This is a genomic window from Hyphomonas sp. (assembly GCF_036964145.1).
Taxonomy (GTDB): Bacteria; Pseudomonadota; Alphaproteobacteria; order Caulobacterales; family Hyphomonadaceae; genus Hyphomonas.
The window spans coordinates 174226-197722 of sequence record NZ_JBALUC010000004.1 but is presented as its reverse complement, the minus strand read 5'-3'; the positions used below and the strand labels follow the sequence as shown (position 1 = coordinate 197722).

Sequence of the window (23497 nt, the reverse complement as noted above, 5' to 3'; positions counted from 1 at the left end):
TTTAAAAGGATTTTTCTGGGCGAAATCACAACCAATCCCAGCGTTAACGGAACGCTACGTACGGCTTTTATTAACAAACCCCAAATCCGACTTAAGAAACATCTTCATCTTTTTGATTGGTGTCGTCGCCCCGGCGTATCCGATAGAGCCGTCCCGGCGATTCAGCGTCCGATTCAAACGGGATGTTTTCGAGAAAATCGGGGATTTCATTCCGTTTCAGGCGCGCGGCAAATCCTTCCGGATCATGCCTGGACATGAGTTTGGTTTCCGCATCGGCCGGACAGGTCATGACATAGTCGATCCCGCTGGCGGCCAGAAGTGATTGCGTATCACCGGGCTCCGACAGCCAGAGGCCAATCGCCTGCCGGATGCCTTCCTGATTGCGGTGATAATTGCCCTGAAGAACGCTGTGGCCCGTTTGGTTCAGGATGATCGGCCCAACATCGGCGGAAGCGAGGATACGGCCCTCGGGGAGCGTCTCCAGCGTGGTGAAGACCCCCTCTTGCAGGCAATCGGCCTTGTCCCCGGTCTTGTTACCTGTCTCGGCCTTGTCCGTCACCAGCAGGCCCGGCAGGGCCCACAGAAAGGGCAGGCTGAGCGCCAGCGCGCCAATATAGGTGACGCTGGAGGGGCTCTTCGCCTTGCCCGCGCGGTAGACGTCCGCAATCCAGAGCCCCAGCGGAATGATCGCGAAGAGATGGCCGAAGACGTAGAAACGGATCTGGTACAGTGTCATCGCCAACGCCGCCAGCAGAAGGCCGGAGAAGAGGAGATTCGCGCGCAGACGCTGGCGGCGGTACAGGCCAAACAGGCTGAGGCCGAGCGCCAAAATCGAGATGCCAAGAGCAAATCCGAGGGTCGACACCCTGTCCGGCCGGTTTGAAAAGACAGGGCGTGCCTCATCCACCCGGTCGAGCCAAAGGGCTTTGACCTCTGGCGACAGATCCTCCAGCGGATTTGACAGGCACTCCGGGCCCACCATGACCAGCGTCGCAGCGCAGATGGCACCCACGAGCATGAGCGCGCCAAGCCTCAGCCAGATATTGCGCCCGGAAGCCACCAAGGCGGCGGCGGCCAGCCCGAATCCGCCTGCCATCCCGGCCAGCAGACTGACCGATGACAAGGCATCACAGGCCACGACCTCATAGTGCGACGGCGTGATCGTGGCAAAAAAGGCGATTTCCAGCCCGGCCGCCAGGCCAGCCCCGAAACCTATGGCGCCGCGCATCGCCGCCCGCCCGGCCACGAGCCAGTCGAGCGCGATGAAAGCGCAGATCGCCGCCACAAAGACATAGACTTCGCCGCCAATGGCCACAGAAGCGGCGAGCGCAAGCCCGGCCCCGACCAATCGTCCTGCCCGGCGGAGCGGGTCGAGCGCAAGCCCCATAGCCAGCGCTGTCAGGCCCAATTGAAGATTGTGATGGTCAATCGCCCCCGGACTGAACCGGTAATGCGTGGCATAGACGAATACGCCGAGCACAAGGCAAGCCAGCGCCGCGCCCCGGTCACTCACATGGCGCGCCCCCGCATACAAGCCGCCAAGAACGACCAGTACACTCAAGGGAGGCCAAGCTGAATAGGCCCAGACAAGCGCTGTGTCCGATGGCAGGAACAGATCAAACAGGCTGTAGAGCGCAAGAATGGGCAGGTCAGCGAGGCGCGACCAGTGCATCAGGGTGCCACCATCAGGGCCCATGCGGTATTGGTGAAGATCAAACCAGTCCTGACCGTTCAGCAGATCCTTGATCTGGACCAGTCGCATAACGTCATCACTGTCCGGACCTATCTGTCCGGAGCTTCCCTGCAAGATGCTGGACGCGACCAGGCAGACCGGCACGATTAGGAATAGCAACGCGATTTTGGCGTCAAACCTGATCTGCACGCCGTTCCTCTCCCCTTCTACGGGCATCCCTGCGCCCTGATCCCGAAAGGCAAACTTAACCAGTGGGGGTGTAGGAAACCCTAAAGAGGGAGGCGCTGGATACTTATGGCCGAGGAAGACTTCTCACGTTTGAACATCGCCGTCCTGCTACCTTGCTATAATGAGGGCAAGTCGATTGCGTCGGTCGTCATCGGGTTCCGCAAGGCCCTGCCCGCCGCCCGCATCTATGTTTATGACAACAATTCCAGCGACGACACGTCCGCTCAGGCCGCCTTTGCCGGCGCCACCGTCGTGCCTTCCCGCCGACAGGGCAAAGGCAATGTCGTACGCCAGATGTTCGCTGACATCGAAGCGGATGTGTACCTCATGGCCGATGGGGACGGCACCTATGATCCGGCCGCCGCGCCGCGCATGATCGATACCCTTCTGGCCGATCGGGCCGACATGGTGGTCGGCACACGCCGCAATGTTACCGAAGATGCCGGCCGCAATGGCCATGCCTTCGGCAATCGCCTGTTCAACATGATTTACCGCACCTTGTTCGGCAGTGACTTCACTGACATCTTCTCCGGCTATCGCGCCTTCACCCGCCGCTTTGCCAAGAGCTTTCCTGCCTCCTCGCCAGGCTTTGAGATCGAGACCGAAATGTCGGTGCACGCCTCAACGCTGCGCCTGCCGGTCTCCGAGATCGAATTCGACTATGGCCGCCGGGTCGAAGGCTCCGAGAGCAAGCTGTCCACATTCCGCGACGGATTCCGCATTCTGCGCATGATGGGCATGCTGGTAAAGGAAACCAAGCCCTTCCTGTTCTTCAGCTCTGTCGCCGCCGGCCTGTTCGGCCTTGCCGCCATCCTGAGCGTCCCGATTCTGGCCGAGTATTTCGAAACCGGCCTTGTCAGCCGGATGCCGACCTGGATGCTGACCATGACCCTGCTGCTGGGTGCGATGATGTCCTTCACGGCGGGCGTGATCCTCGATTCCCTGTCGCGCTCCCGCATCGAGCAGAAGCGGATCCATTATCTGTCGATTGCCGCAGCCCGCGGCGAGACCCATTTCCGGGGCACGGCCTCGGTCGCCGACCGCCGCGATACCAGTGACCAGCCGGCGGGTCCCGGCCTGCGCAAGACCGGCGCCTGATCCCTTCTTCACGTCCCTGAGTCGGACAGCCCAGCGACCTGTCAGACAGGTCGCCGTCGCCGCATCGTCCGGCGACGGGCCGGGACGGACGGGACGATCTCAAATGTATGTGGAGAATGGAGTCTTTCGGCAGACAGCCGATCAGCCGGTCTTCTTCTGCAGCTCAGCCGAGTCAATCAGCGGCACTTCGGTCGCCTGTACGCCATCGGGCGTAGGGGAGCGGCGCACCAGCGTTTCCGGTATGGTGATGAAGGCGGTCGTACCACGGCCCAGCTCAGAGCGAAGCTTGATGCGCAGGCCCTGGGCATCGGCCAGACGACGCGCGACGCTGAGACCCAGGCCGACACCTGTCGAATGATCGTATTTCTGGTGGGCTGGACGAGAGTGGAAGAAGGGTTCGAACGCCTTCTCCAGCACATCGGCCGTCATGCCCCTGCCCCGGTCACGGACCATGACCACAAGGCCAACCCCGGACACCATGCCGGCCTTGACCACGATTGGCGCGGACGAACCGGATTCGAGCGCATTCTTGATGACGTTGCGCACGATGATCTCGAAGCTGTTATCATCCATGTCTGCAGCCAGATTGCTGGGCACGCTGACTTTCAGCCGGTCGGCAAAGCGCGAATATTCGCCTTCGGTCAGCTTGCGCACGACATTATGAATGACTTCGGATACCGAGACTTCGGACGATTGCGCCAGATAGTCTTCGCGCTCCATCCGTGTAAAGTTGATAATGCCGTCCAGCGTGGAGGACAGGATCATGGCCTGCTCACCAATCTTGTCAGCATAGGAGCGGACTTCTTCTTCACTGCACGGAATGTTGGACGACGATCCGATAACGCCCGCACAAGCCGAGATGACATCCAGCGGCACTTTCAACTCGGCGCTCATCGAACCGAGGAAACGCGTCTTGGCTTCATTGGCCGCCTCGGCGTCATTCCGGGCATGCTCGATCTCGGAGCGGGCCTCTTCCATGCGGGTCACATCAGTGTAGACAACCACAGTGCCGACGCCAGAAATGCATTCGACGGATTTCTGCCAGAAGACCCCATCGCGGCGGATCGGCTTGTCGGCCGGGTCGAGCGCGTCTTCCCGCGTGCCAAAGACCTGCTGGTGTAGCTGGTTTTCCACAATGACGTCGCCATCCTCATTGAAGATTGCGAAGGCCTGGTGGCTGGCTTCAAGCGCGCCAATAAGGAGATCCCGGGATTCTTCAGCCTTCCGCGTGGCGTCGATGTCCGACTTGTAGACCATGTAACTGGAGCGTGCCCCAAGAAAGAGCGCCAGCATGAAGGATATCATCATCAAGCAGATCGTGGCGCCGGTTACCGATTGGGCATAGGCACTATAGGCTGCACTCGCCACAAATGCCGACAAGGCATAGCGCAGGACGATCCGCGGCACACGCGTCAGCATGCTGGCCATACCAGCCGCCATCGGTGTGATCATCAGGCCACCCATGATCATCGCGGCATTCTCGTCGGGTCCGACGAAGAAGGGCAGAGAGCCCCAGGCGAGACCAAACAGGATGGCGAGGAATTCAGAGCGGCGAAGATACTTGCCGCTGACCGTTTTGGGCGCCGGACGCCCCCGCTTCAGCAGGAAATCAATAACGAGAAGCGTGGCCAGGCAGAGATTGATCGCGATCCAGGCTTCGATGTTCGTATCCGGAACCCAGCGATGGACCAGAAAGCTCGCGCCGATCGTGTTGACCAGCATGATCGTCGCCATGACCAGCTTGTGATTGGAAAAATCCATGTGTTGCTGCAGCAGGACCAGCCGGTCAACCGCCGTCGCCCGGGGAATCTTGTTCCCGGTCACATAAGACAGAAAGGATTTTTCCGGTTTCACCATGAGACCGCTATACACAGGCTAAGTGAACATTCCGCTCTACGGGCCTGATGGGATTGCCAGACTGTGGAAACTTGTCGTTAACGCGTCTGTTAACCAAAAATAGATGCCCTGAAGCGGTTGCCTATCATGTCACCTGTTCTGTAGCGTGCATTCCGATTAAGGAGATCAACGCGCCGGTGACCCGCACGACTGCACCTTTCAAGATCGCCGTCATTGGCGCCGGTCCAGCGGGACTCAGCACCGCGCGTTTCATCAAACAGGCGGGCCACCACCCCATTCTGTTCGAGGCCGATGACCGGTTGGGTGGCAAGTCGTTTTCCGTGGTGCGCGGTGACGCCATGAACGAAATGGGCACCTGCTATACGACCCGCTCACACAAGCTGGTGAAGCAGTGGATGCGCCAGCATGGCATCACGCTGACGCGGCTGGGCGAGGCCCGGTATGACGGGCTCAAAGTCGTCGACTATGTGAAAACCGGGGGCGGCCCGCCCATGGTCCTCCAGGCCTTGAAGTTCATTCGCGCCGCCGGACGCCTGCGCCGGGACATTCGCAACCGGCCGGACGATCCGGATGTGCGCGCTGAAGCTGCAATGACGACTGCAGAATGGGTGAAGCGGTTGAACCTGCCGAAGATCGAGCTGGCGTCGCACCGGATCCAGACAACTCAGGGCTATGGCTTTACCGACGAGGCCACAATCGGACAGACCGTCCAATGGTGTGACCTCAATTACCTCCTCTCCGGCGTGCTCAACGACATGCACATGCCCGACCAAGGCTGGAGCGAGTTCTGGTACCGCTTTTCCCAGGATCTCGATGTGCGCCTGTCGAGCCCGGTGACGCATCTGGACCGGGCCGGGCCCAAACCTGTCATCACCGCCGCCGGGAAGAGTGAGGAATTCGACGCCGTTGTCTCAACCGTGCCTATGCAGAACTTCGTCAAATTCTGCGCGGCGACGCGCGACGAGATGTTCATCTGCAATGGCATCGAATGGCAGAACTACACGACGACCCTGCTGACCTCGCCGGACTGGTTCGAGGGTCACATGATCATCGGCTATTCTCAGGCAAGCATGGACAGTACCCGCAAGGGCGCCATTCTGGGCGGGCGCCGTGAGGGCGAAAGCGAGGAACTTGGCGGGCGCCTGTACGTCACAGGCCAGTTCTCGACCGGCCTGACGGGGCCGGAGCTCCGCGAAATCCTGCTGGCGGATGCCGAGCGGCACGGCTTTACGGTCGAAAGCGTGATCCAGCAAAAAATCTGGCAATATTTCCCACAATACAAGATCGAGGCCGTACGGGAGGGTCTGTTCGGCGCGTTGAAGCGTGTGCAAGGCCACCAGCATACATGGTTCAGCGGAGCGAGCTTTTCACACGAACTGGTCTGCAGCGTCGTGGAGCAGGCCCAGGGCATGGTGCGGGACATGCTGGGCGAGCTCTCGCGCGCCCCCGCCCCGGCAGCCACTCAGGACACGCCGAGAACCGCCGAAACGGTCTAGACCGGCTCCGCTTCCGGCGCGGCGCAATACTGGTTGATGAAATCCTGATGGCTGGGCATCTGTGAGACTGCCCGCGAAATATTCGCCTGCAGGCCATTCAGCGCCGTCTTTAATTGCTCATCCGTCATCAGATGGCCCATATGGTGATAGCCCTTGGGCCTGAGCCGTTGGCCCATCATCACCTGCAGCCAGGAATCCACGCGGAAAAGATCATCCGTAGCCTGATAGGCAAGTCCATTCTCGCGGAACAGGGCAATACGCTGCGCCAGCGAGTCCGGAATTTCCATGTCCCGGCGGGCCCGCCAGAAATCTGAATCGTCGCGTTCTGTCAGCTTGTAGTGCAGCACGATGAAATCGCGAATCTTTTCCAGTTCCCGCTCGGCCTGTTCATTATAGTGGGTCGCTATCGCCTCGCTGATCCCCGCGAAGGGGAATTGCTGGACAAGGCGGGTCGCGCCGACCTGGATCAGATGGATGCTGGTCGATTCCAAGGGCTCGACAAATCCGCTGGACAGACCAAGCGCGACGCAGTTCTTGTTCCACATCTTCTTCCGGCGGCCCGTCTTGTAACGGATCAGGCGCGGTTCGGTCAGCGCCTCGCCCTCTACATGGCTGAGCAGATAGTCCCTTGCCTCGTCGGGCTGCATGTTTTCGCTGCAGAAGACGAGACCATTGCCGACCCGGTGTTGCAGCGGAATGCGCCACTGCCAGCCGGCATGGTGCGCAATGGCGCGCGTATAGGGCAGCGCCGGGCCGACCGAGCGGGTCTGCACCGCCAGAGCGCTGTCGGTCGGCAGCCAGTGCGTCCAGTCTTCGTAGCCGGTCTTGAGGGTCTGTTCGATCAGCATACCCCGGAAACCGGTACAGTCGATGAAGAGATCGCCCTCAATCCGCTCCCCCGATTGCAGCTTCAGCGCCGTGATGAAACCGCTCTCGCCATCCTGCTCGACTTCCTCAATCAGGCCTTCAATGCGTTTGACGCCTTTGGCCTCGCTGAAGTTCCGCAGGAATTTGGCATAGAGGCTGGCATCGAGGTGATAGGCGTAATTGATGTTGGCTTTTTCAGACGTGTAGAACCGCCCGACCTCGGCTGCCTGCAGTTCGTAGCAATAGGCATCCAGTTCATCTCCGATGCCACGCTCCTGCGCATACATCCAGATATTGTAGAACTCCCCCATCCAGTTCGATTTGCCGACCTGGCCGAAGGAGTGGATGTAGCGGTCGCCCTGGCCGCCCCAATTCTCGAACGCGATGCCGAGCTTGAAGGTCGCCTTGGTGGCGCGCATGAAGTCGCGCTCATCGATCCCCATCAGATGGTGGAAGGTCCGGTGGGTCGGGATGGTCGCCTCGCCTACCCCGACCGTGCCGATGGTATCGGATTCCACAAGGGTGATGTCGAGCAAGGGGCCGAGCAAGCGGGAGAGCGACGCCGCTGCGATCCACCCCGCTGTGCCACCCCCGGCAATGACAACTCTTCTGATGTTCTGCGTGTCCAATGGGATCCCCGGTTCTTCTTGTGGTTTTCAGCGATTGAGCTTGTTCAGCAACAGGGCGCGCAACCGGCGTGCCTTCAGTTCGTCGAGGGGCCCGAGATTGCCTTGCGCACCCTCTGGCAAATGGGCGGCGGGCTGGTCGGCGGGCCCGAAGATGTAATAGTCGAACAAGGCCTTCCAGGCCTGTTTCTCCGGCTCCGGACGATCCCGCAGGCTGAGCATGGCGTGCAGCAAGGTATTCTGCGGCGTATCCATGAAGGCCGGGGACGTGTTCCACCAGTAATTTATCATCGCGGTGAAGTCGCCGATGCCTTCGACATTGTGCCACCAGAGCGCCGGATAGAAGAGCACGTCGCCCGGCTCCAGCTCGGCCACTTCCCCGGCGGCCATCGCCTCGGCAAAGCGCGGATAGCGCTCGAGATCGGGATCGCGGAAATCCACCATACTGACGACCTGCCCGCCCGGCGTCGGCTCCAGCGGACCCGGATAGAGATTGGCCACCTGTTCCGGCGGGAAAAGCGTAAAGCGCCGCTTGCCCACCATGCAGCAGGCGAGGTTGTTGGACATGTCATAATGGGCGGATGCGATTGTGCGATTGCCCATCCAGATGCTGACGAGCGGCTTGTGCGCGTCAAACATGGGGTCGTTCAGCACAAGGTCGTTCTCGCCGCGCATGCCCGGAAAGAATGTATCGAGGTCGGTGGAGCCGATATAGTAGGAAGACCCGTCTGACGCCGTCATGGTTTCACGGATTTTCGCGAAGAAGTCTGTCAGCTGAACACGGGCGCGCTCGAAATTGAAGCCATCGACCTGGTCTGTATAGAAATAGCGCCCGCCCTCTTCCGGGGCGCAGCTATAGCCGACCACCGGACGCCCTTCATGGAAGGAGGCGATATAGTCCATGGCCGCGTTCGGGGATTCCAGTCCGCACTGGACGAGCGGCCAGTGCCGTGCGACGCCCTTGAAAATCACCGGCTGCTGGTTCTGCATCAGCTCAGCATAGGGAATGGCGTCTGGCGCGACGCCTTCTATCACCCGGGTCCTGCGTTCAATGGCCAGCATAGCTGGTTCCTGCCTCCTGACGGATCAGCCGCCTGCTGCCCGCTTCGCGTTTTTCATGTTGATCAGCCGGTTCACATTGCCCAGCGATGCCAGCACAAGATAGGCCGCACGCAGGAAACCACCACGATGCAGCTGTTGCAGCGCCTCCCCTTCCAGCGAAGCCAGCTTGTCTTCGTTCAGCGTGAACAGGTCCGGCACCTTGTATTCGGTATGATCGTCCAGCTTGAGATCCAGCGAGACGGGCTCGATCAGGCCCGCCTGCCCGAAGGCGGCAAACATCGGCGCCGTCATGTCCGCGCCGACCGTGATCACGCGCAAGACCTGACTGATATGCTGCAGGTAGGGCGCGTTGCCGCCCTGGGCGAGGAAGAGCGGTTCGCCCTCGGTCCGGCTGATGCGGGGGTTGTCAAGATCGACATGGATCACCGGTTCGCGGCGGATCTCACCATCGACATCCTGGTTCTGGAAACCGATCATGAACGGGCCGCGTTGGAGGATGGCCGGCACGTAGCGGGCCTGCCATCGGTCGCCGTCGAGAAACAGATTCTCGGCCTTGTCGAGGCCGAGCAGGACCACGCAATAAAATGCGCCGTCGGCATCCTTGCGGAAGAAGATCGGGTATTCCCGCTGCAGTTCAGAGAATTCCGTCGGGTAGACGGCCGCCTGGTTCACGCTGTCGCCATAGGCCGCGCCGAAGCGGGTGATCACCTTCAGATCCGGATGATCGATATTGTTGAGAAGTGCCATCTTGGTCATGGGGCGCCCTTCGGTGCTGCCTGCGCGATCTCTACCGGGTGCGTACCGGAGTCGCGCGCGTTTCCATCATGATGAAACAATCCCCTGCCCCGTACAAGCGGGGGCAAAAAAGGCCGCTGCAAGCAGCGGCCTTTCCTGAAATGCTTCACGTCTCAGTCCAGTCGTCTCCGACTAGAACTTGTAGCGCACGCCGATCTGGTAGCGTGGTGCCAGCTCGTAGACATAGTACACCTGCTCCGGCACGCGGTGGTAGATGCGCTGGTCTTCCCCGGTCAGGTTGATGCCTTCGAAGGAGACAGCAATCTGCTCGTTGATGTCGTAGCTGACATTCAGATCGTACTGACCGAAATCTTCGACATAGGTACCGGACCGGTCACCACCTTCATTTGTGGCGAGCAGGAATGTGTCACGCCAGTTATAGGCCAGACGGGCGGAGAAGCCGTACTTCTCATAGATCGCCGTCAGGTTGGCCGTATCGGACAGGCCGAGCAGGGCGAACTGGTTCTCGTTGATGCTTGCAGCCGGATCCAGCTCAACATCGCCGTTGACCAGCGTATAGTTGGCCTGGAAGCCAAAGCCCGTCTCACCGAAGAAGTGCTGCCAGGCGAACTCCATACCGTCGATGTTGCCTTCGCGGTTGTTGACCGGCTGGTTGACGGCAAACACCGCCAGCGGGTCGCTGCCATCGGAAGACACGTCATACTGACCAAGGATCAGGTCGACATAGCTCTGTGGCAGAGCGCCTCCGACGAGTTGGGACTCGAATTCGGCACGCGCCGCTGCCGCATCGCCGCCATTGGCTTCGATCAGGGCTGCCAGCGTGAAGAGGTTGGCTTCGGACTGGTCAACACCAAGATCGTTGATGATGTCCAGCGCGTCCCCGGAACGCGAACCAGCCGCACCGGACGCCGGATCACGCAAGCCGAACAGGTTGCGTTCAACGACACCATTACCGATGAAGTTCTTCACCTTCTTGTCGAAGTAACCTGCCGACACATAGCTCGTATCACCATAATACCATTCGACAGACACGTCGAAATTGGTGGATTTGAGCGGCAGCAGACCCGGGTTCTGAGCGTCGCCGGTCAGCGAGCCACCAAAGGCCGTCGGACGGTTTGGTGCGTTGGCAGTCGTCGAGGCGAACAGGCTGCTATAACCGGCCCGACCGATCGTCTTGCTGAACGAAGCGCGCGCGACAATGTTGTCCGTCAGGTCAACCTGGAAGTCGACGTTCGGCAACACTTCCTCATAGGCACCCTTGCCCGCCAGATCCTGCTTGTCACCAGACTGAACGACGAGGAAGTCGTTGTCGGCCGTCCACAGAATACCCGATGGGATCGACTGCAGGGTGGTCGACGTAACATTCGTGTCTTCATAGCGGACACCAATGTTGGTGCGCGTCGGAAGACCCATGAAGTCTCGCTCGATATTGAACTGGGCGTAGAAGGACAAAATCTCTTCCTGCACCGTATCATCCGTCTCGGAGATGTTCACAGGGTTGCCAGCATAAGCCGCTTCGAGGATGGGATAGAGCTGAGCCGCATCAACGCGGAAGGCCGTATCGGCCTGGCCCACAGCCACATCATCATACAGGCAGGACAGGCAGTAGGACTGCATCATGCCCGGCGCATACTGTTCGATATCGCCCGGGTTTGAGATACCCCAGGAACCCAGGTCCTGTTGTGTCGTGCGGGTCGAGCGATCCATTTGCGAGTCGCGGTAGTTACTGCCGACGGTCAGGTTGGTGCGATCATCGAAGTCCCAGACGAAGCGAAGGTCAAATTCATCGACCTGATGCTCCATGTTGGAAGAGTTCGACCGCTGAACCTGGCTGCCGAGATCGCCAGCATCCAATACGCCATTGCCATTCCCGCGAACGGAATCGTCGATGGTGTAGGACTGGATCGGCGTGCCTCCGCGGAAATCAACGGAATGCTGGAGGATGACCGGCGCACCCATAGATACGAAGGTCGCCGTATGGCCGAGCGGGTTGTTACCGCCGGATTCCGACTTGGAGCTATGCGCATCGAAGATGACCGTTCCGCGCTCGGAGAATTCCCATTCCGCGTTGAAGCCGAGCGAGTTCAGCTCGTCTTTCGTGGCGCGGTTGGTCTGCTCGAAGCCGATATCTTTTGAGCCATTATTGTTTTCCTGCATGAACACGGCCGTGGCGACCGGGCCATCATTGTCGAAGATGATCTGGTCGAGCGGTGTGGCAAACCAGTTGGTCTGCTCGTAGCGCAGTTCGTCCGACTCCGTCTGGGCGTAGGTGTAGTCACCGGTGAGGGTGAGGTTGTCCACAGGACGGAACTGGAGAACCAGCTGACCGTTCAGGCGCTCACGGGAAATGTCGGAGAAGTCGTAACGGCTATCCTGAGGGATGGCGTAGAGCTGGCCGGCAGCTGGCGGGTTGGTGATCTGGGTCGAGCCGTCACCGCGTGTGTAGCTGCCATCAATTGTGCCGTCTGCGGATTCGCGGACGATCCAGTCATTGATCTGCTGGGATGGCGCGCCGGAGTCACGCTTGGAATAGGACCCGAAGATGCCGATGCCGAAGCGGTCGGATGGATCGGTCCAGCTTGCGAGGCCGGACAGTTCCGGCGTGAAGTCGTCGCCGGCTTCCACGCTCGTGTCGTTGATGGCCTTGGCCGAGAAGGACGCATTGAGGCCCGGATCGTCAAAGGGCGTGCGCGTCTTGATGTTGACCGTGGCACCGATACCGCCCGATGGCAGAACAGCCTGGCCGGTCTTGTAGACTTCCAGACCGTTGACGCCTTCAGAGGCGAGGTTCGAGAAGTCGAACGCGCGGTCGCCGCCAGCACCATAATTGCCGCGGGCACCGATGGCGCGAACCTTGGCGGTCGGCATCGTGCGGCCGTTCAGGGTGACCAGGTTGAAGCCCGGTCCGAAGCCGCGAACAGTGATCTCGGAGCCTTCGCCGTTGACCCGGTTGATGGACACACCCGTGATGCGTTGAAGCGATTCAGCGAGGTTGGTGTCCGGGAACTTACCGATATCTTCGGCTGAAATGGCGTCAACAACGCCGTTGGAATCGCGCTTGATATCCATGGCGCGCTCGAGCGATCCGCGAATGCCCTGCACAACCACAGTTTCCTGCGTCAGTGTTTCGTCATTCGCGTCTTGCGCCTGCGCTGCCAATGGCAGGGCTGACAGAAGAGACACCGCGGACGCACTGCACAGCAGCGTTCCCCATTTTACTTTCCGTGCGGAAACCGCACGGACCTTGTCCGTGGAAACAGTCATTACAATCCTCCCTGAGACAGGCCACTCACGATAGATGGTGCCGGTCTTCAATGCTTGTCTCGGCCAGGTGGATCGCCCCTGCAATCTACCTACCCGCACGGCAATCCATCACCAAATGTTTGCGCTATCAAGTCTTACATGACGAAAATTTTGGTTTCGTACCGGCTGAGCCGGGCGCAATGAAACCGATTTCATGGTTGTTGCAACAATTTACGGCCCGTATCTATTGATACTTCTACGATCCGCTGGCGCACTGAGCGATCGCATTAGAAAATTTTTCAGAGACCGTTTTTTTTGGATTTGTGACAAGGTTGGCAAAAAGGCCACACTCCCAACCTTCACACCTTGCGCCGAATCTCCAAGCTCCAAGCCTGCATCCCCCTTGGCGTCGAGTGTTTTTGCCCATCCCGCGAGCAAGCCCACCCCTTTCTGGCAAAGATATTGTGCAGGCTGGGTCAAGACGGTCTCCCGCTGCATCGCCACACTCTGGGGGACCTTGCGGTACAGCCAGATGGGATGAGATGCACATGGACCACCCTGCCCCCGTTGACCTGCTCATCCGGAATGCCTGGATCGTCACAATGGATACGGAGCGACGGATCTATCGCGACGGCGCAATCGCCCTTAGCGGAAACCGCATTCACAGCATTGGCCAGGACAGCGAGGTTTCGAAAGCTGTCAGCCCCCGGCAAACGCTGGACGGTAATGGCTTTGTCATCACGCCCGGATTCGTCAATTGCCATGTTCATCTTACCGGCGAACCGCTGACCCGCGGCATAGTCCCGGACAATACGGACTGGCAGGCAAACGTCTTTGGCTGGCTGATTCCGATGTACATGACCCAGACCCCGGCCGACGAACGCCTGTCGGCCCAGTTCGCCGCGCTAGAAATGCTTCGCACCGGCACGACGAGCTTCATTGAAGCGGGCACGATCCTGGACCTTGATGCCGTGGCGGACGGCCTTGCCGAAATCGGTATTCGCGGAAAGATCGGCCAATGGTTGCAGGACCGGGCTTTCGCCCCGGATGATGACCAGACGGCGCTGACCGATTCAGCGCTGTCCCGCATGGAAGCCCAATCAAACGCCTACCCGCAGACCGAAGATGCACTGATCTCGGCCTGGCCGCTTCTGGTGGGTCACAACACGGCCACGGATGACTTATGGCGCGGCGCGACGGACCTCGCGTGCTCGAAAGGGCTGGGCGTCAGCGCACATATGAGCGCGGACCCGGCAGACCCCGACTATTATCTCGCGACCTCCGGCAAGCGCGCCATCGCCCATCTCGCAGATATTGGCGCGCTGGGCCCGCATTTGTCCCTGACCCATGCGGTGCATCTCGACCAGGCTGAAGTCGACCTGCTCGCCTCCAGCGGCACCCATGTCACGCATTGTCCGATGACTGCCATGAAGGGCGGGTACGGGGCGAGCTCTGTCGGCCTGTTCCCGGAAATGGCCGCCGCAGGCGTGAACATCCAGCTCGGCACGGACGGCAACAATAATGGCAATACCAGCGACATCATGCGCGCCATGTTCGCCATGGCGGGCCTGTTCAAGGATGCGCGCCGCGACGCAAACCTGTTCTCGGCCTATAGCGTGCTGGAGGCGGCCACAATCAATGGCGCAAAAGGCGCGCAGATGGCTGACCAGATTGGGTCGCTGGAGCCAGGCAAGAAGGCCGATTTCGTGCTGCATGACCGCAATCGGCCGGAATGGGTGCCCCTCTTCAACCCGGTCAACCAGCTTGTCTATTCCGCCGATGGCCGGGGCGTTCACAGTGTCTGGGTCGATGGACGGCGCGTGGTCGAGAACTACCGTTCCACGCTGATCGATGAAGACCGCTTGCTCGCCGAGGTCCAGGCCGCCGGAATGGCGCTGGTCTCACGCGAAGGCCGCAGCGTGCCGTCAGAATGGCCGGTCCTCTGAGGGAGGCCCAAGACGTCGCACTTTGGAAATTCAGAGAAAAATGGTGGGCGGTAACGGGCTCGAACCGCTGACCCTCTCGGTGTAAACGAGATGCTCTACCAACTGAGCTAACCGCCCCAATCCCGCTCAAATGCACGCGCTTGGGGGAAAAAGCAAGACGGCCGTTCAGTGTTTGAACGGCCGCCTGCGATAAGTCTCAATTCAGCCTAGTGAGGCCGGGCCGGATCGGTCGCCTGATTGCCAGGCTGACCGGACAGGGACGCCTGCAGCGCCGCTTCATCAGCTTCCGACCATTCGATCGGCGACAGCGGCCGGGTCAGGGCAATCGCCAGCACTTCATTGATGTCCGACACGGGCACGATCTTCAGGCCGGTCTTCACATTCTCCGGAATGTCTTCGAGATCCTTCTCGTTCTCTTCCGGGATCAGCACTGTCTTGATGCCGCCGCGCAGGGCCGCAAGGAGCTTCTCCTTCAGGCCGCCAATCGGCAGGACGCGTCCACGCAGGCTGATTTCGCCCGTCATGGCCACTTCCCGGTCAACCGGGTTGCCGGTCAGCAGCGAGACAATCGCTGTCGTCATGGCAACACCCGCAGACGGGCCATCCTTTGGCGTCGCACCATCCGGCACGTGCACGTGGATGTCGGTCGTGTTGAACACGGTCGGCTTGATGCCGAGCATGACAGACCGGGACCGCACGAGCGAACTCGCCGCCTGGATCGACTCCTTCATGACGTCGCGGAGGTTGCCCGTGACCTTCATGTTGCCGCGTCCGGGCATCTTGACCGCCTCGATGGTGAGCAGGTCACCGCCGGTTTCGGTCCAGGCAAGGCCCGTCACAGCGCCAAGCTGGTCGGTCTCGTCGGCGAGGCCATAGCGGAATTTCCGCACGCCTGCGAACTCGGGAAGGTTCTCCGAATTGATCGTCATGACCTCCCCTTCCTTGTCGGTCAGGATCCGGACCGCCTTGCGGGCAAGCCGCGCGATTTCGCGCTTCAGGCTCCGCACACCGGCTTCGCGGGTGTAGTACCGCACGAGATCCCGGATCGCCTCATCCTCGACGATCCACTCCCCTTCCTTCAGGCCGTGATCTTCACGGACCTGCGGGATGAGGTGACGCTTGGTGATCTCCACCTTTTCGTCCTCGGTGTAGCCGGCGATGCGGATGATCTCCATCCGGTCGAGAAGCGGCTGGGGCATGTTGAGCGAGTTCGCCGTCGTCACGAACATCACATCCGAAAGATCGTAATCGACTTCCAGATAATGGTCGTTGAACGTCGAGTTCTGTTCGGGGTCCAGCACTTCCAGCAGAGCGGACGCCGGATCGCCGCGATGGTCCATGCCCATCTTGTCGATCTCGTCCAGCAGGAAGAGCGGGTTGCCCGTCTTGGTCTTCTTCAGCGACTGGATCACCCGGCCTGGCATGGAGCCGATATAGGTCCGGCGGTGGCCGCGGATCTCGCTCTCGTCCCGTACGCCGCCCAGCGACACGCGCACAAAGTCGCGCCCGGTGGCTTCAGCGATGGAGCGGCCAAGCGAGGTCTTGCCGACGCCCGGAGGGCCCACGAGGCAGAGGATCGGTCCCTTCATCTTGCCGGTGCGTTTCTGCACGGCGAGATATTCGAGGATCCGCTCTTTCACCTTGTCGAGACCATAATGGTCATCATCAAGTTGCTTCTCGGCCTTGGCGAGATTGGTCTCGATTTCCTTGCGCGTGCCCCATGGCAGGGCCAGCAGCCAGTCGAGATAATTCCGCACGACGGTCGATTCCGCCGACATCGGCGACATCTGACGCAGCTTCTTGATTTCGGCCTCGGCCTTTAGGCGAGCTTCTTCAGACAGCGGGGCGTCTGCAATCTTCTGTTCGAGGTCGGCCAGCTCATCGCGCTCGCCGCCATCACCGCCCTGCTCACCCAGCTCGCGCTGGATCGCCTTCATCTGCTCGTTCAGGTAATATTCGCGCTGGGTCTTCTCCATCTGCCGCTTGACGCGGTTCTTGATCTTCCGCTCCATCTGCAACATGCCCATTTCGCCTTCCATGAGGGCGAAAACCTTCTCGAGGCGATCTTTCGCATCGGGAAGTTCGAGCAATTCCTGCTTTTCGGAGAGTTTGACAGACAGGTTCGACGCCACCGCATCGGCCAGACGGCCAGGCTCGGTGAGCGCGGCAATCGTGGTCACGGATTCCGGTGGGATCTTGCGGTTCAGCTTGACGTAATTTTCAAACTGCTCCTGCACGGCCCGCATCAGCGCCTGCACGTCATCATCGGTGCCTTGCGCCTCGTCATAGGCTTCGACTTCGGCTTCAAAATATTCACCGCGGTCATGCAGCTGGTTCAGGCGTGCCCGCGTCTTGCCCTCGACCAGCACTTTTACCGTCCCGTCCGGCAGCTTCAGGAGCTGGAGGATGGTGGCGATCGTACCGACTTCGTGAACGTCGCCCGAATCCGGATCGTCGATCGCAGCGTCGCGCTGGGCCACCAGCATGATTTCATTATCGGCCTCTTCGATCATTTCGAGGGCCCGAACAGACTTGTCCCGTCCCACGAACAGGGGCGCAACCATGTCTGGAAACACGACGATGTCCCGCAACGGCAACACCGGAAGGTTCTTTATACTTGGCATCTACAATGCCTCCTTCTTCAAATTGAGCCCCGACTGGGCGGCAGCTCAGGATACCCTGCCTGCCGAAGATGGCAGGAGTCGGGCGTTTCACCAGATGTGGAGCGCAAGGCAGGCAGGTTCAAGCCACCGAATGCTCAGGAAATCCCCTCCCTTGTGGAAACTGTCTGCAATCAGGGCATTGCAGCTTTTCTGGCCTTCTCCGTCCGGGATTCATTTTTCTGGTTGGCCAGGAAGGCGGAGAAAACCCCCAATTTCCTGTCCGGCGCCTCACCCGCGCCCAGATGGCGCAATTGTTCATAATACCATGCCTGCGCGCCAAACCCATTAAGGGCTTTTACCAGTTTGAGCGGGGAATTCGGCCCGAGCAGGCCGGGACCGAGGCGCAGTTTCTTTTCCCACTGCTCGGCTGCGGCCAGTTCCCCGGACAGGAGCCGTTTGGGCGTGTCGGTCTCAACGCAGAGCGGTCGGCCAAGGCCGATCAGGTCGGCCTCCCCTTCTGCGAGCGCCGAATTCATCGCCTCGACCGTGCGGAAGCCGCCCGTCACCATGAGGGGCAAACGGCTGCGTTCCTGCACCGCCTTGGCGTATTTCAGGAAATAGGCTTCCCGCTTGCGCGTCGATTCTCGGACGCCCTGTTCGAAGACCGGCTCCAGCCCGTCCATATCCATCATCCGGGGCTGCTCGTAATTGCCGCCGGAGATCTCGACAAAGTCCACGCCCAACTCGTTGAGGATATCGATGACGGCGAGACAGTCCTCGAAACTGAACCCGCCTTTCTGGAAGTCCGCCGAATTGAGCTTCACCGAGACCGAGAAGCCCGGTCCGGCCGCCACACGGGCTGCGTCCACACACTCGACCAGGAGCCGCGCGCGGTTTTCCAGCGGGCCGCCATAGTCATCCTCGCGCAAGTTCGCGAGCGGCGAGAGGAAGGAGGAGAGCAAATAGCCATGCGCTGCATGGACCTGAACGCCGTCAAACCCGGCCTGCTTCGCCACGCTGGCGGCCGTGCCGAAGCCCTCGACCACGGCCCGGATCTCCTCCCGGGTCATCGCGCGGGGCTGGCCGAACTGACCGCCTGGCAGGCCAAGGGCGACCGGGCTCGGCGCGGCGGGACGGGGATTGACCAGCTTCGGGGTCTGGCGCCCGGCATGGCTGACCTGCATGATCATCGCCGCACCGTGCGATTTGCCCGCGTCGGCCCAGCGAGAGAACATGTCCATCTCTTCATTTGACGGCGTGCCGTCTATGACCACATTCCCGGCACGCTCGAGATGATTGCGGTCAATCTGGACATTTCCGGTGATCATCCCGCCAATGCCGCCTTCCGCCCAGCGGCGATACAATGTCAGATGAGCTTCAGTTACCCGGTTGCGAGGATCGGCGAGTCCCTCTGTCATTGCTGCCTTCACAAGCCGATTGGGGAAGGTAAGCCCGCTCTCCAGGGTTAACGCCGTATTAATCGAGGCTGTCATCTTATGCTCTCCCATATCGACATTGAGTCGCCCGCCCTTATCGGAGACATCATATGGCAGCCGCCAAGCAAGCAAAGCTGTTTGACCAAATGAGTACAGAAAGTACCGGCTATTCCGCCAAGGATATCGAGGTCCTTGAAGGCCTCGAACCTGTCCGCAAGCGCCCCGGCATGTATATCGGCGGCACGGATGAGCGCGCCTATCACCATTTGTTCGCTGAAGTCCTGGACAATTCCATGGATGAAGCCGTGGCCGGCCATGCCAGCCGGATCGAGATCAAGCTCGACGCCGACGGGTTTCTGGCTGTGACCGATAATGGCCGCGGCATTCCGGTCGATCCGCACCCGAAATTCCCGAAGAAGTCCGCCCTGGAAGTCATCATGACGACGCTGCATGCGGGCGGCAAATTCTCCGACAAGGCCTATGAGACGGCCGGCGGCCTGCACGGCGTCGGTATTTCCGTCGTCAATGCGCTGTCGGAACTGGTCGAGGTGGAAGTCGCACGCGACAAGATTCTCTACCGCCAGACCTTTTCCCGCGGCATTCCGCAGGACAAGCTGAAAAAGGTCGGCACGGCCCCGAACCGCCGCGGCACGTCGGTCAAGTTCAAGCCGGATTTCCAGATCTTCGGCGAAAAGATGCGTTTCCGCCCGGCCCGTCTGTTCCAGATGGCGCGGTCGAAAGCCTATCTCTATCGCGGCGTCGAAGTGCGCTGGAGCTGTGACCCTTCCCTGCTGCCGGAAGATTCCAAAGTCCCGGCCGAAGCCACTCTCTCCTATCCGAATGGTCTCGCGGACCAGCTGGACGAGGTCTTCAAGGGCAAGGCGACGATCACCGACGCGGCATTTACCGGCCTTGTTGACCAGGGCGGCGAAGGCAAGGTCGAATGGGCGATTGCCTGGACGCGCGCCGGCTTTGGCGAGGCGGACGGCTTTTCCCGCTCCTATTGTAACACCATTCCGACCCCGGATGGCGGCACGCACGAAGCCGGCTTTCGCTCGGCCATCACCAAGGGCCTGCGCAATTTCGGGGAGCTGACGGGCAACAAGAAAGCCTCCGAGATCACGGCCGAAGACATCATGGGCCATTCCGGCCTGCTCTTGTCGGTCTTCATCAAGGGCCCGGAATTCGTCGGCCAGACCAAGGACAAGCTGTCGACGACGGCCGCGTTCCGTCTCGTGGAAAACTCCGTGCGCGACCGGTTCGACCATTGGTTGGCCGGCAGCCCCAAGGAAGCCGACAAACTGCTGAGCTGGGCGGTTGAGCGCGCGGAAGAACGCCAGCGCCGTCGCAAGGCGAAGGATATCAGCCGCAAATCGGCCACCAAGAAGCTGCGCCTGCCGGGCAAGCTGGCCGACTGTTCCAACAAGGGGCCGGACGGCACCGAACTCTTCCTCGTCGAGGGCGACTCGGCTGGGGGCTCCGCCAAACAGGCGCGCGATCGCAAGACCCAGGCGATCCTGCCCCTGCGCGGCAAGATCCTGAATGTCGAAAGCGCCTCGCTCGACAAGATGATGAACAATCAGGAGATCAATGATCTCTCGCTCGCGCTCGGCACGGCGCTGGGCAAGAAGTTCGAGCTGGATGATTTGCGCTATGACCGCATCATCATCATGACTGATGCCGACGTGGATGGCGCGCACATTGCCAGCCTGCTGATCACCTTCTTCTACCGGTTGACGCCGGGCCTGATCGAAAGCGGGCGCCTGTTCCTGGCGCTGCCGCCGCTCTACAAGCTCTCCAACAAGGGCACGATCGTCTATGCGATGGATGATGCCGACCGCGCGGAGAAGATGAAAGAGCATTTCAAACCGAACCAGAAGGTCGACATGACCCGCTTCAAGGGCCTCGGCGAGATGAACCCGTCGCAGCTGAAGGAAACCACAATGAACCCGGCAACGCGAACGCTTGCTCGGGTCACGCTGGAAGCGATTGATGACGTGGAGATCCCGGCCGAGGAGCTGATCAACACGCTGATGGGCAAGAAGGCGGAACTGCGGTTCCGCTTCATTCAGGAGAATGCGGCTTTCGTCGAAGAGCTGGATATCTAGGTAAACAGATACTGAAGGTACGGTAGGGAATTTCCGCCTTGTCGAAAGGCGATTCTAACCCTGTTTTGGTACACCACGCCATCATGTTTTCTGGACGCACCCTTTTCAAGCAGGCCAAAATGCGCCGTCCCGGCCGTGCGATTCTCGAATCGCACCTCAACCGGTACATTCTCGCGCTGAGCATTATCCTGGCCTTGATCCTGGCCAGTCACATCATGTCCCTGACCGCTCTGCGCCAGGGCGCGCATGATGCGACGGCGATCAATATGAGTGGGCGCCAGCGCATGTTGCTGCAGCAGATGTCGCATGCCGCCCATGCGTATGCCGAAGACGGATCCCCGGAATTGCGGGAAAACCTGAAGGACAGCATCAAGCTGTTCGAGACCTCGCACTATGAGCTGATCCGCTTTGGCGAAGATGATGCCGCTTTGCATGCGATCTATTCCGAGGGCGACGATTCCATTCACGCCAAGGTCCTGCAGCTGATCAATAATGTGAACTGGGTTCTGGTGGACCGCCGGAACACGGGCATTGCACTCGAAGCGATAGAGCATGACGCGGCTGGCCCGCTGGCCGACCGGCTGGGCGATGCGGCCGATGCGTTCGAGGCGCAGGCCAACAAGCGCGCCTCTTGGCTCAGCAGCATACAGAATTACACGGTCCTGGCGCTGGTGCTGACCGTCATTGCCGAAGTGTTCCTTGTCTTCTGGCCGGCGCACAAATCCATGATCCGCGCCTTCAAGGAGCTCGACCAGCAGCATTCCGAAGCCCAGGCCACGCTGAAGCGCCTGTCCAATTTCTCGGAGATTGCCGCCGACCTGTTCTGGGAAACCGATCTCAGGGGCAAGCTGATCTATGCCGAGGGCGCCTTCCTTGAAAAGCTGAAGGGCGGCCGCGACTCCCTGGTCGACTGTAACTATCTCGACATCATCCAGTTCGATGAGGAAAACGCCGCCCATATGAAGAAAGCCATTGCCACGGCCGATAAATATGCCCGCATTCGCGGCACGTTCACGGACATTGACGGCGAGACCTATCACATGGATATGGCGGGCGCCCCGCGGCATGACGAAAATGGTCAGATCACGGGCTATATCGGCACCGCCAATGATATTTCGGCCCAGGTCGTGAAACAGGAGGAAGTGCGCAGACTGGCCTATTCCGATCCTCTGACGCATCTCGCCAACAAGCGCTCGCTCGAAGACAAATTGCCGGGCCTGATCGACAATGCCTCCACCACCAACCCGCTGTTCCTGCTGGCGATGGACCTGGATGACTTCAAGGAGGTCAACGACACGTATGGCCACGGCGCTGGCGACGAGGTTCTGAAAGCCGTTGCCGCTCGCATGAAAGCCACGATCCGGGACGCCGACCTGGCCGTGCGGATTGGCGGGGACGAATTCTTCGTGGTCTGCACGACCGCGCCGTCGCGTCTGGCCGTCGAAGGCCTCGCCATGCGCCTCAATCGCAAGCTGCGCGAGCCCTATGGCCTGTCCACCGGACACCGCGTGCGGGTCAGTGCCTCGATCGGCATTGCCGCCGCGCCGTTTGATTGCCTTGCCGAAGGCCCGCTGCTCCGCGCCGCCGACACCGCGCTCTACGATGCCAAGCGCAGCGGCCGCAACCAGTACCGTTTCTATGAAGACCTTGGGCCGTTCGTCGAGGACATGCAGGCCACGGGCTGAGCCCCCCTGCCCTGACGCGCAGCACGGAAGACCGGAAACGCTCCTGGCGGTCCGGCACACTCCTTACATTTTGAGGGTGTTCAGCCCGAGCTTTCCCACGAGTCCAGCCCGGCCCTGATCTGCGCGGGCAGCAGCGTCGCAATCGCGCCAAGCTCTGGCGAGAGGCGGAAGGCGGAGGTCGCCGCGCCGACCATCGGGCGCGGCTCGCCGGATGTCTGCAGGCGTCTGAGATTGCGCGCGAGGCGAATGGCGTGGCCGTCCGGGTCTGCGATGACGCGCCGGAGCGCCGCGATCCTGGCCATCAGCCTGTGCGGGGATACGGGTCCGGAAAGGGTCCGGGAAATGTCCGGAAAGTCGCCCTCAATCATTTGCCGCGCGGGCAGCAATTTCAAACGCCTCGGAGACAGGCGCGGAAAGATGGCCAGCTCGACGCCGTCGGGCAGGTCCGGTTCCGGCTTTGGTTCAGGGGGCGCGGCGCGCGGGGCCGCCGGGGCGAGCGTCAGATTGAGCGCGAGGACCAGGATCAGGCGGCGGACAATGGTTTCCAGCATTTTCAGCCGCCCGGAAATCCGCTGCGTCACCCCCCGCCCGATCACTTTCGGCCCCAGATGGAGGTTCGCCAGCGCCGAAGCATCCCGCACCGCCCGCCCGGCATGTTCCAGCCCCCGTTTCAGAATGTCCGTTTGCGCGTCCATGCGGGGAGTATGGGGGTGGCGGGTATCAGACGGATTGGGGGTGGCTGACGGGACACCTCAGCCAACCCCTCCCCGCCACGCATCAGCTTGCGCGGCTC

At 60.6% G+C, this 23497-nt stretch carries 14 protein-coding genes and 1 tRNA gene; 5 read left to right on the top strand and 10 right to left on the bottom strand.

Annotated features, from left to right (window positions below; genetic code table 11):
- Positions 1-91: 91 nt before the first annotated feature.
- Positions 92-1882: a hypothetical protein gene (locus V7660_RS13065; protein WP_335603491.1), complete on the bottom strand. Its 1791-nt coding sequence runs from the start codon at positions 1880-1882 to the stop codon at positions 92-94.
- Positions 1883-1987: 105 nt separating this feature from the next.
- On the opposite strand from V7660_RS13065, the gene V7660_RS13060 reads away from it, so the two are divergent.
- Complete coding sequence (locus V7660_RS13060; RefSeq protein WP_335603490.1) at positions 1988-3019, top strand: glycosyltransferase; 1032 nt, start codon at positions 1988-1990, stop codon at positions 3017-3019.
- A 141-nt stretch (positions 3020-3160) separates the two neighbouring features.
- Here V7660_RS13060 and V7660_RS13055 read toward each other — a convergent pair whose 3' ends face one another.
- Positions 3161-4876: a sensor histidine kinase gene (locus V7660_RS13055; protein ID WP_335603489.1), complete on the bottom strand. Its 1716-nt coding sequence runs from the start codon at positions 4874-4876 to the stop codon at positions 3161-3163.
- A 176-nt stretch (positions 4877-5052) separates the two neighbouring features.
- Here V7660_RS13055 and V7660_RS13050 point away from each other — a divergent pair, with 176 nt between their 5' ends.
- On the top strand, positions 5053-6372 hold the full coding sequence (locus V7660_RS13050; protein ID WP_335603488.1) for an FAD-dependent oxidoreductase: 1320 nt from the start codon (positions 5053-5055) through the stop codon (positions 6370-6372).
- Here V7660_RS13050 and V7660_RS13045 read toward each other — a convergent pair.
- The 4 genes from V7660_RS13045 to V7660_RS13030 form a co-directional block, all read right to left on the bottom strand.
- On the bottom strand, positions 6369-7868 hold the full coding sequence (locus V7660_RS13045; RefSeq protein ID WP_335603487.1) for a tryptophan halogenase family protein: 1500 nt from the start codon (positions 7866-7868) through the stop codon (positions 6369-6371). The genes V7660_RS13050 and V7660_RS13045 overlap by 4 nt on opposite strands.
- Before the next feature lie 27 nt (positions 7869-7895).
- On the bottom strand, positions 7896-8927 hold the full coding sequence (locus tag V7660_RS13040; protein WP_335603486.1) for a cupin-like domain-containing protein: 1032 nt from the start codon (positions 8925-8927) through the stop codon (positions 7896-7898).
- Positions 8928-8951: 24 nt separating this feature from the next.
- Positions 8952-9683, bottom strand: coding sequence for a SapC family protein (locus V7660_RS13035; RefSeq protein ID WP_335603485.1), 732 nt, complete (start codon positions 9681-9683; stop codon positions 8952-8954).
- A 171-nt stretch (positions 9684-9854) separates the two neighbouring features.
- Positions 9855-12947: a TonB-dependent receptor gene (locus tag V7660_RS13030; RefSeq protein WP_335603484.1), complete on the bottom strand. Its 3093-nt coding sequence runs from the start codon at positions 12945-12947 to the stop codon at positions 9855-9857.
- 527 nt (positions 12948-13474) lie between these two features.
- Between V7660_RS13030 and V7660_RS13025 the strand changes: the two genes are divergently transcribed.
- Positions 13475-14872 (top strand): amidohydrolase family protein, encoded by a 1398-nt coding sequence (locus V7660_RS13025; RefSeq protein ID WP_335603483.1) that lies wholly within the window; start codon positions 13475-13477, stop codon positions 14870-14872.
- A gap of 41 nt (positions 14873-14913) precedes the next feature.
- Here the strand turns inward: V7660_RS13025 and V7660_RS13020 are convergent.
- The 3 genes from V7660_RS13020 to V7660_RS13010 form a co-directional block, all read right to left on the bottom strand.
- Positions 14914-14989 (bottom strand) — tRNA-Val (locus V7660_RS13020).
- Positions 14990-15078: 89 nt separating this feature from the next.
- Positions 15079-17496, bottom strand: a complete 2418-nt coding sequence (gene lon / locus V7660_RS13015; RefSeq protein WP_335603482.1) for an endopeptidase La — start codon at positions 17494-17496, stop codon at positions 15079-15081.
- Positions 17497-17666: 170 nt separating this feature from the next.
- Positions 17667-18968, bottom strand: coding sequence for an NADH:flavin oxidoreductase/NADH oxidase family protein (locus tag V7660_RS13010; RefSeq protein ID WP_335603481.1), 1302 nt, complete (start codon positions 18966-18968; stop codon positions 17667-17669).
- A 53-nt stretch (positions 18969-19021) separates the two neighbouring features.
- On the opposite strand from V7660_RS13010, the gene parE reads away from it, so the two are divergent.
- On the top strand, positions 19022-21019 hold the full coding sequence (gene parE, locus V7660_RS13005; RefSeq protein WP_335603480.1) for a DNA topoisomerase IV subunit B: 1998 nt from the start codon (positions 19022-19024) through the stop codon (positions 21017-21019).
- A 119-nt stretch (positions 21020-21138) separates the two neighbouring features.
- Positions 21139-22704, top strand: coding sequence for a diguanylate cyclase (locus V7660_RS13000; RefSeq protein ID WP_335603479.1), 1566 nt, complete (start codon positions 21139-21141; stop codon positions 22702-22704).
- A gap of 80 nt (positions 22705-22784) precedes the next feature.
- On the opposite strand, the gene V7660_RS12995 is transcribed toward V7660_RS13000, so the two are convergent.
- Complete coding sequence (locus tag V7660_RS12995) at positions 22785-23399, bottom strand: hypothetical protein (protein WP_335603478.1); 615 nt, start codon at positions 23397-23399, stop codon at positions 22785-22787.
- Between the last annotated feature and the right edge of the window lie 98 nt (positions 23400-23497).

Bases quoted from the DNA above. Each gene is read 5' to 3' on its own strand.
- V7660_RS13060 (WP_335603490.1), top strand. From the start codon at position 1,988: ATGGCCGAGGAAGACTTCTCACGTTTGAACATCGCCGTCCTGCTACCT.
- lon (WP_335603482.1), bottom strand. From the start codon at position 17,496: ATGCCAAGTATAAAGAACCTTCCGGTGTTGCCGTTGCGGGACATCGTC.
- V7660_RS13000 (WP_335603479.1), top strand. From the start codon at position 21,139: ATGCGCCGTCCCGGCCGTGCGATTCTCGAATCGCACCTCAACCGGTAC.
- V7660_RS13055 (WP_335603489.1), bottom strand. From the start codon at position 4,876: ATGGTGAAACCGGAAAAATCCTTTCTGTCTTATGTGACCGGGAACAAG.
- V7660_RS12995 (WP_335603478.1), bottom strand. From the start codon at position 23,399: ATGGACGCGCAAACGGACATTCTGAAACGGGGGCTGGAACATGCCGGG.
- V7660_RS13035 (WP_335603485.1), bottom strand. From the start codon at position 9,683: ATGACCAAGATGGCACTTCTCAACAATATCGATCATCCGGATCTGAAG.
- V7660_RS13010 (WP_335603481.1), bottom strand. From the start codon at position 18,968: ATGACAGCCTCGATTAATACGGCGTTAACCCTGGAGAGCGGGCTTACC.
- V7660_RS13030 (WP_335603484.1), bottom strand. From the start codon at position 12,947: ATGACTGTTTCCACGGACAAGGTCCGTGCGGTTTCCGCACGGAAAGTA.
- V7660_RS13040 (WP_335603486.1), bottom strand. From the start codon at position 8,927: ATGCTGGCCATTGAACGCAGGACCCGGGTGATAGAAGGCGTCGCGCCA.
- parE (WP_335603480.1), top strand. From the start codon at position 19,022: ATGGCAGCCGCCAAGCAAGCAAAGCTGTTTGACCAAATGAGTACAGAA.
- V7660_RS13025 (WP_335603483.1), top strand. From the start codon at position 13,475: ATGGACCACCCTGCCCCCGTTGACCTGCTCATCCGGAATGCCTGGATC.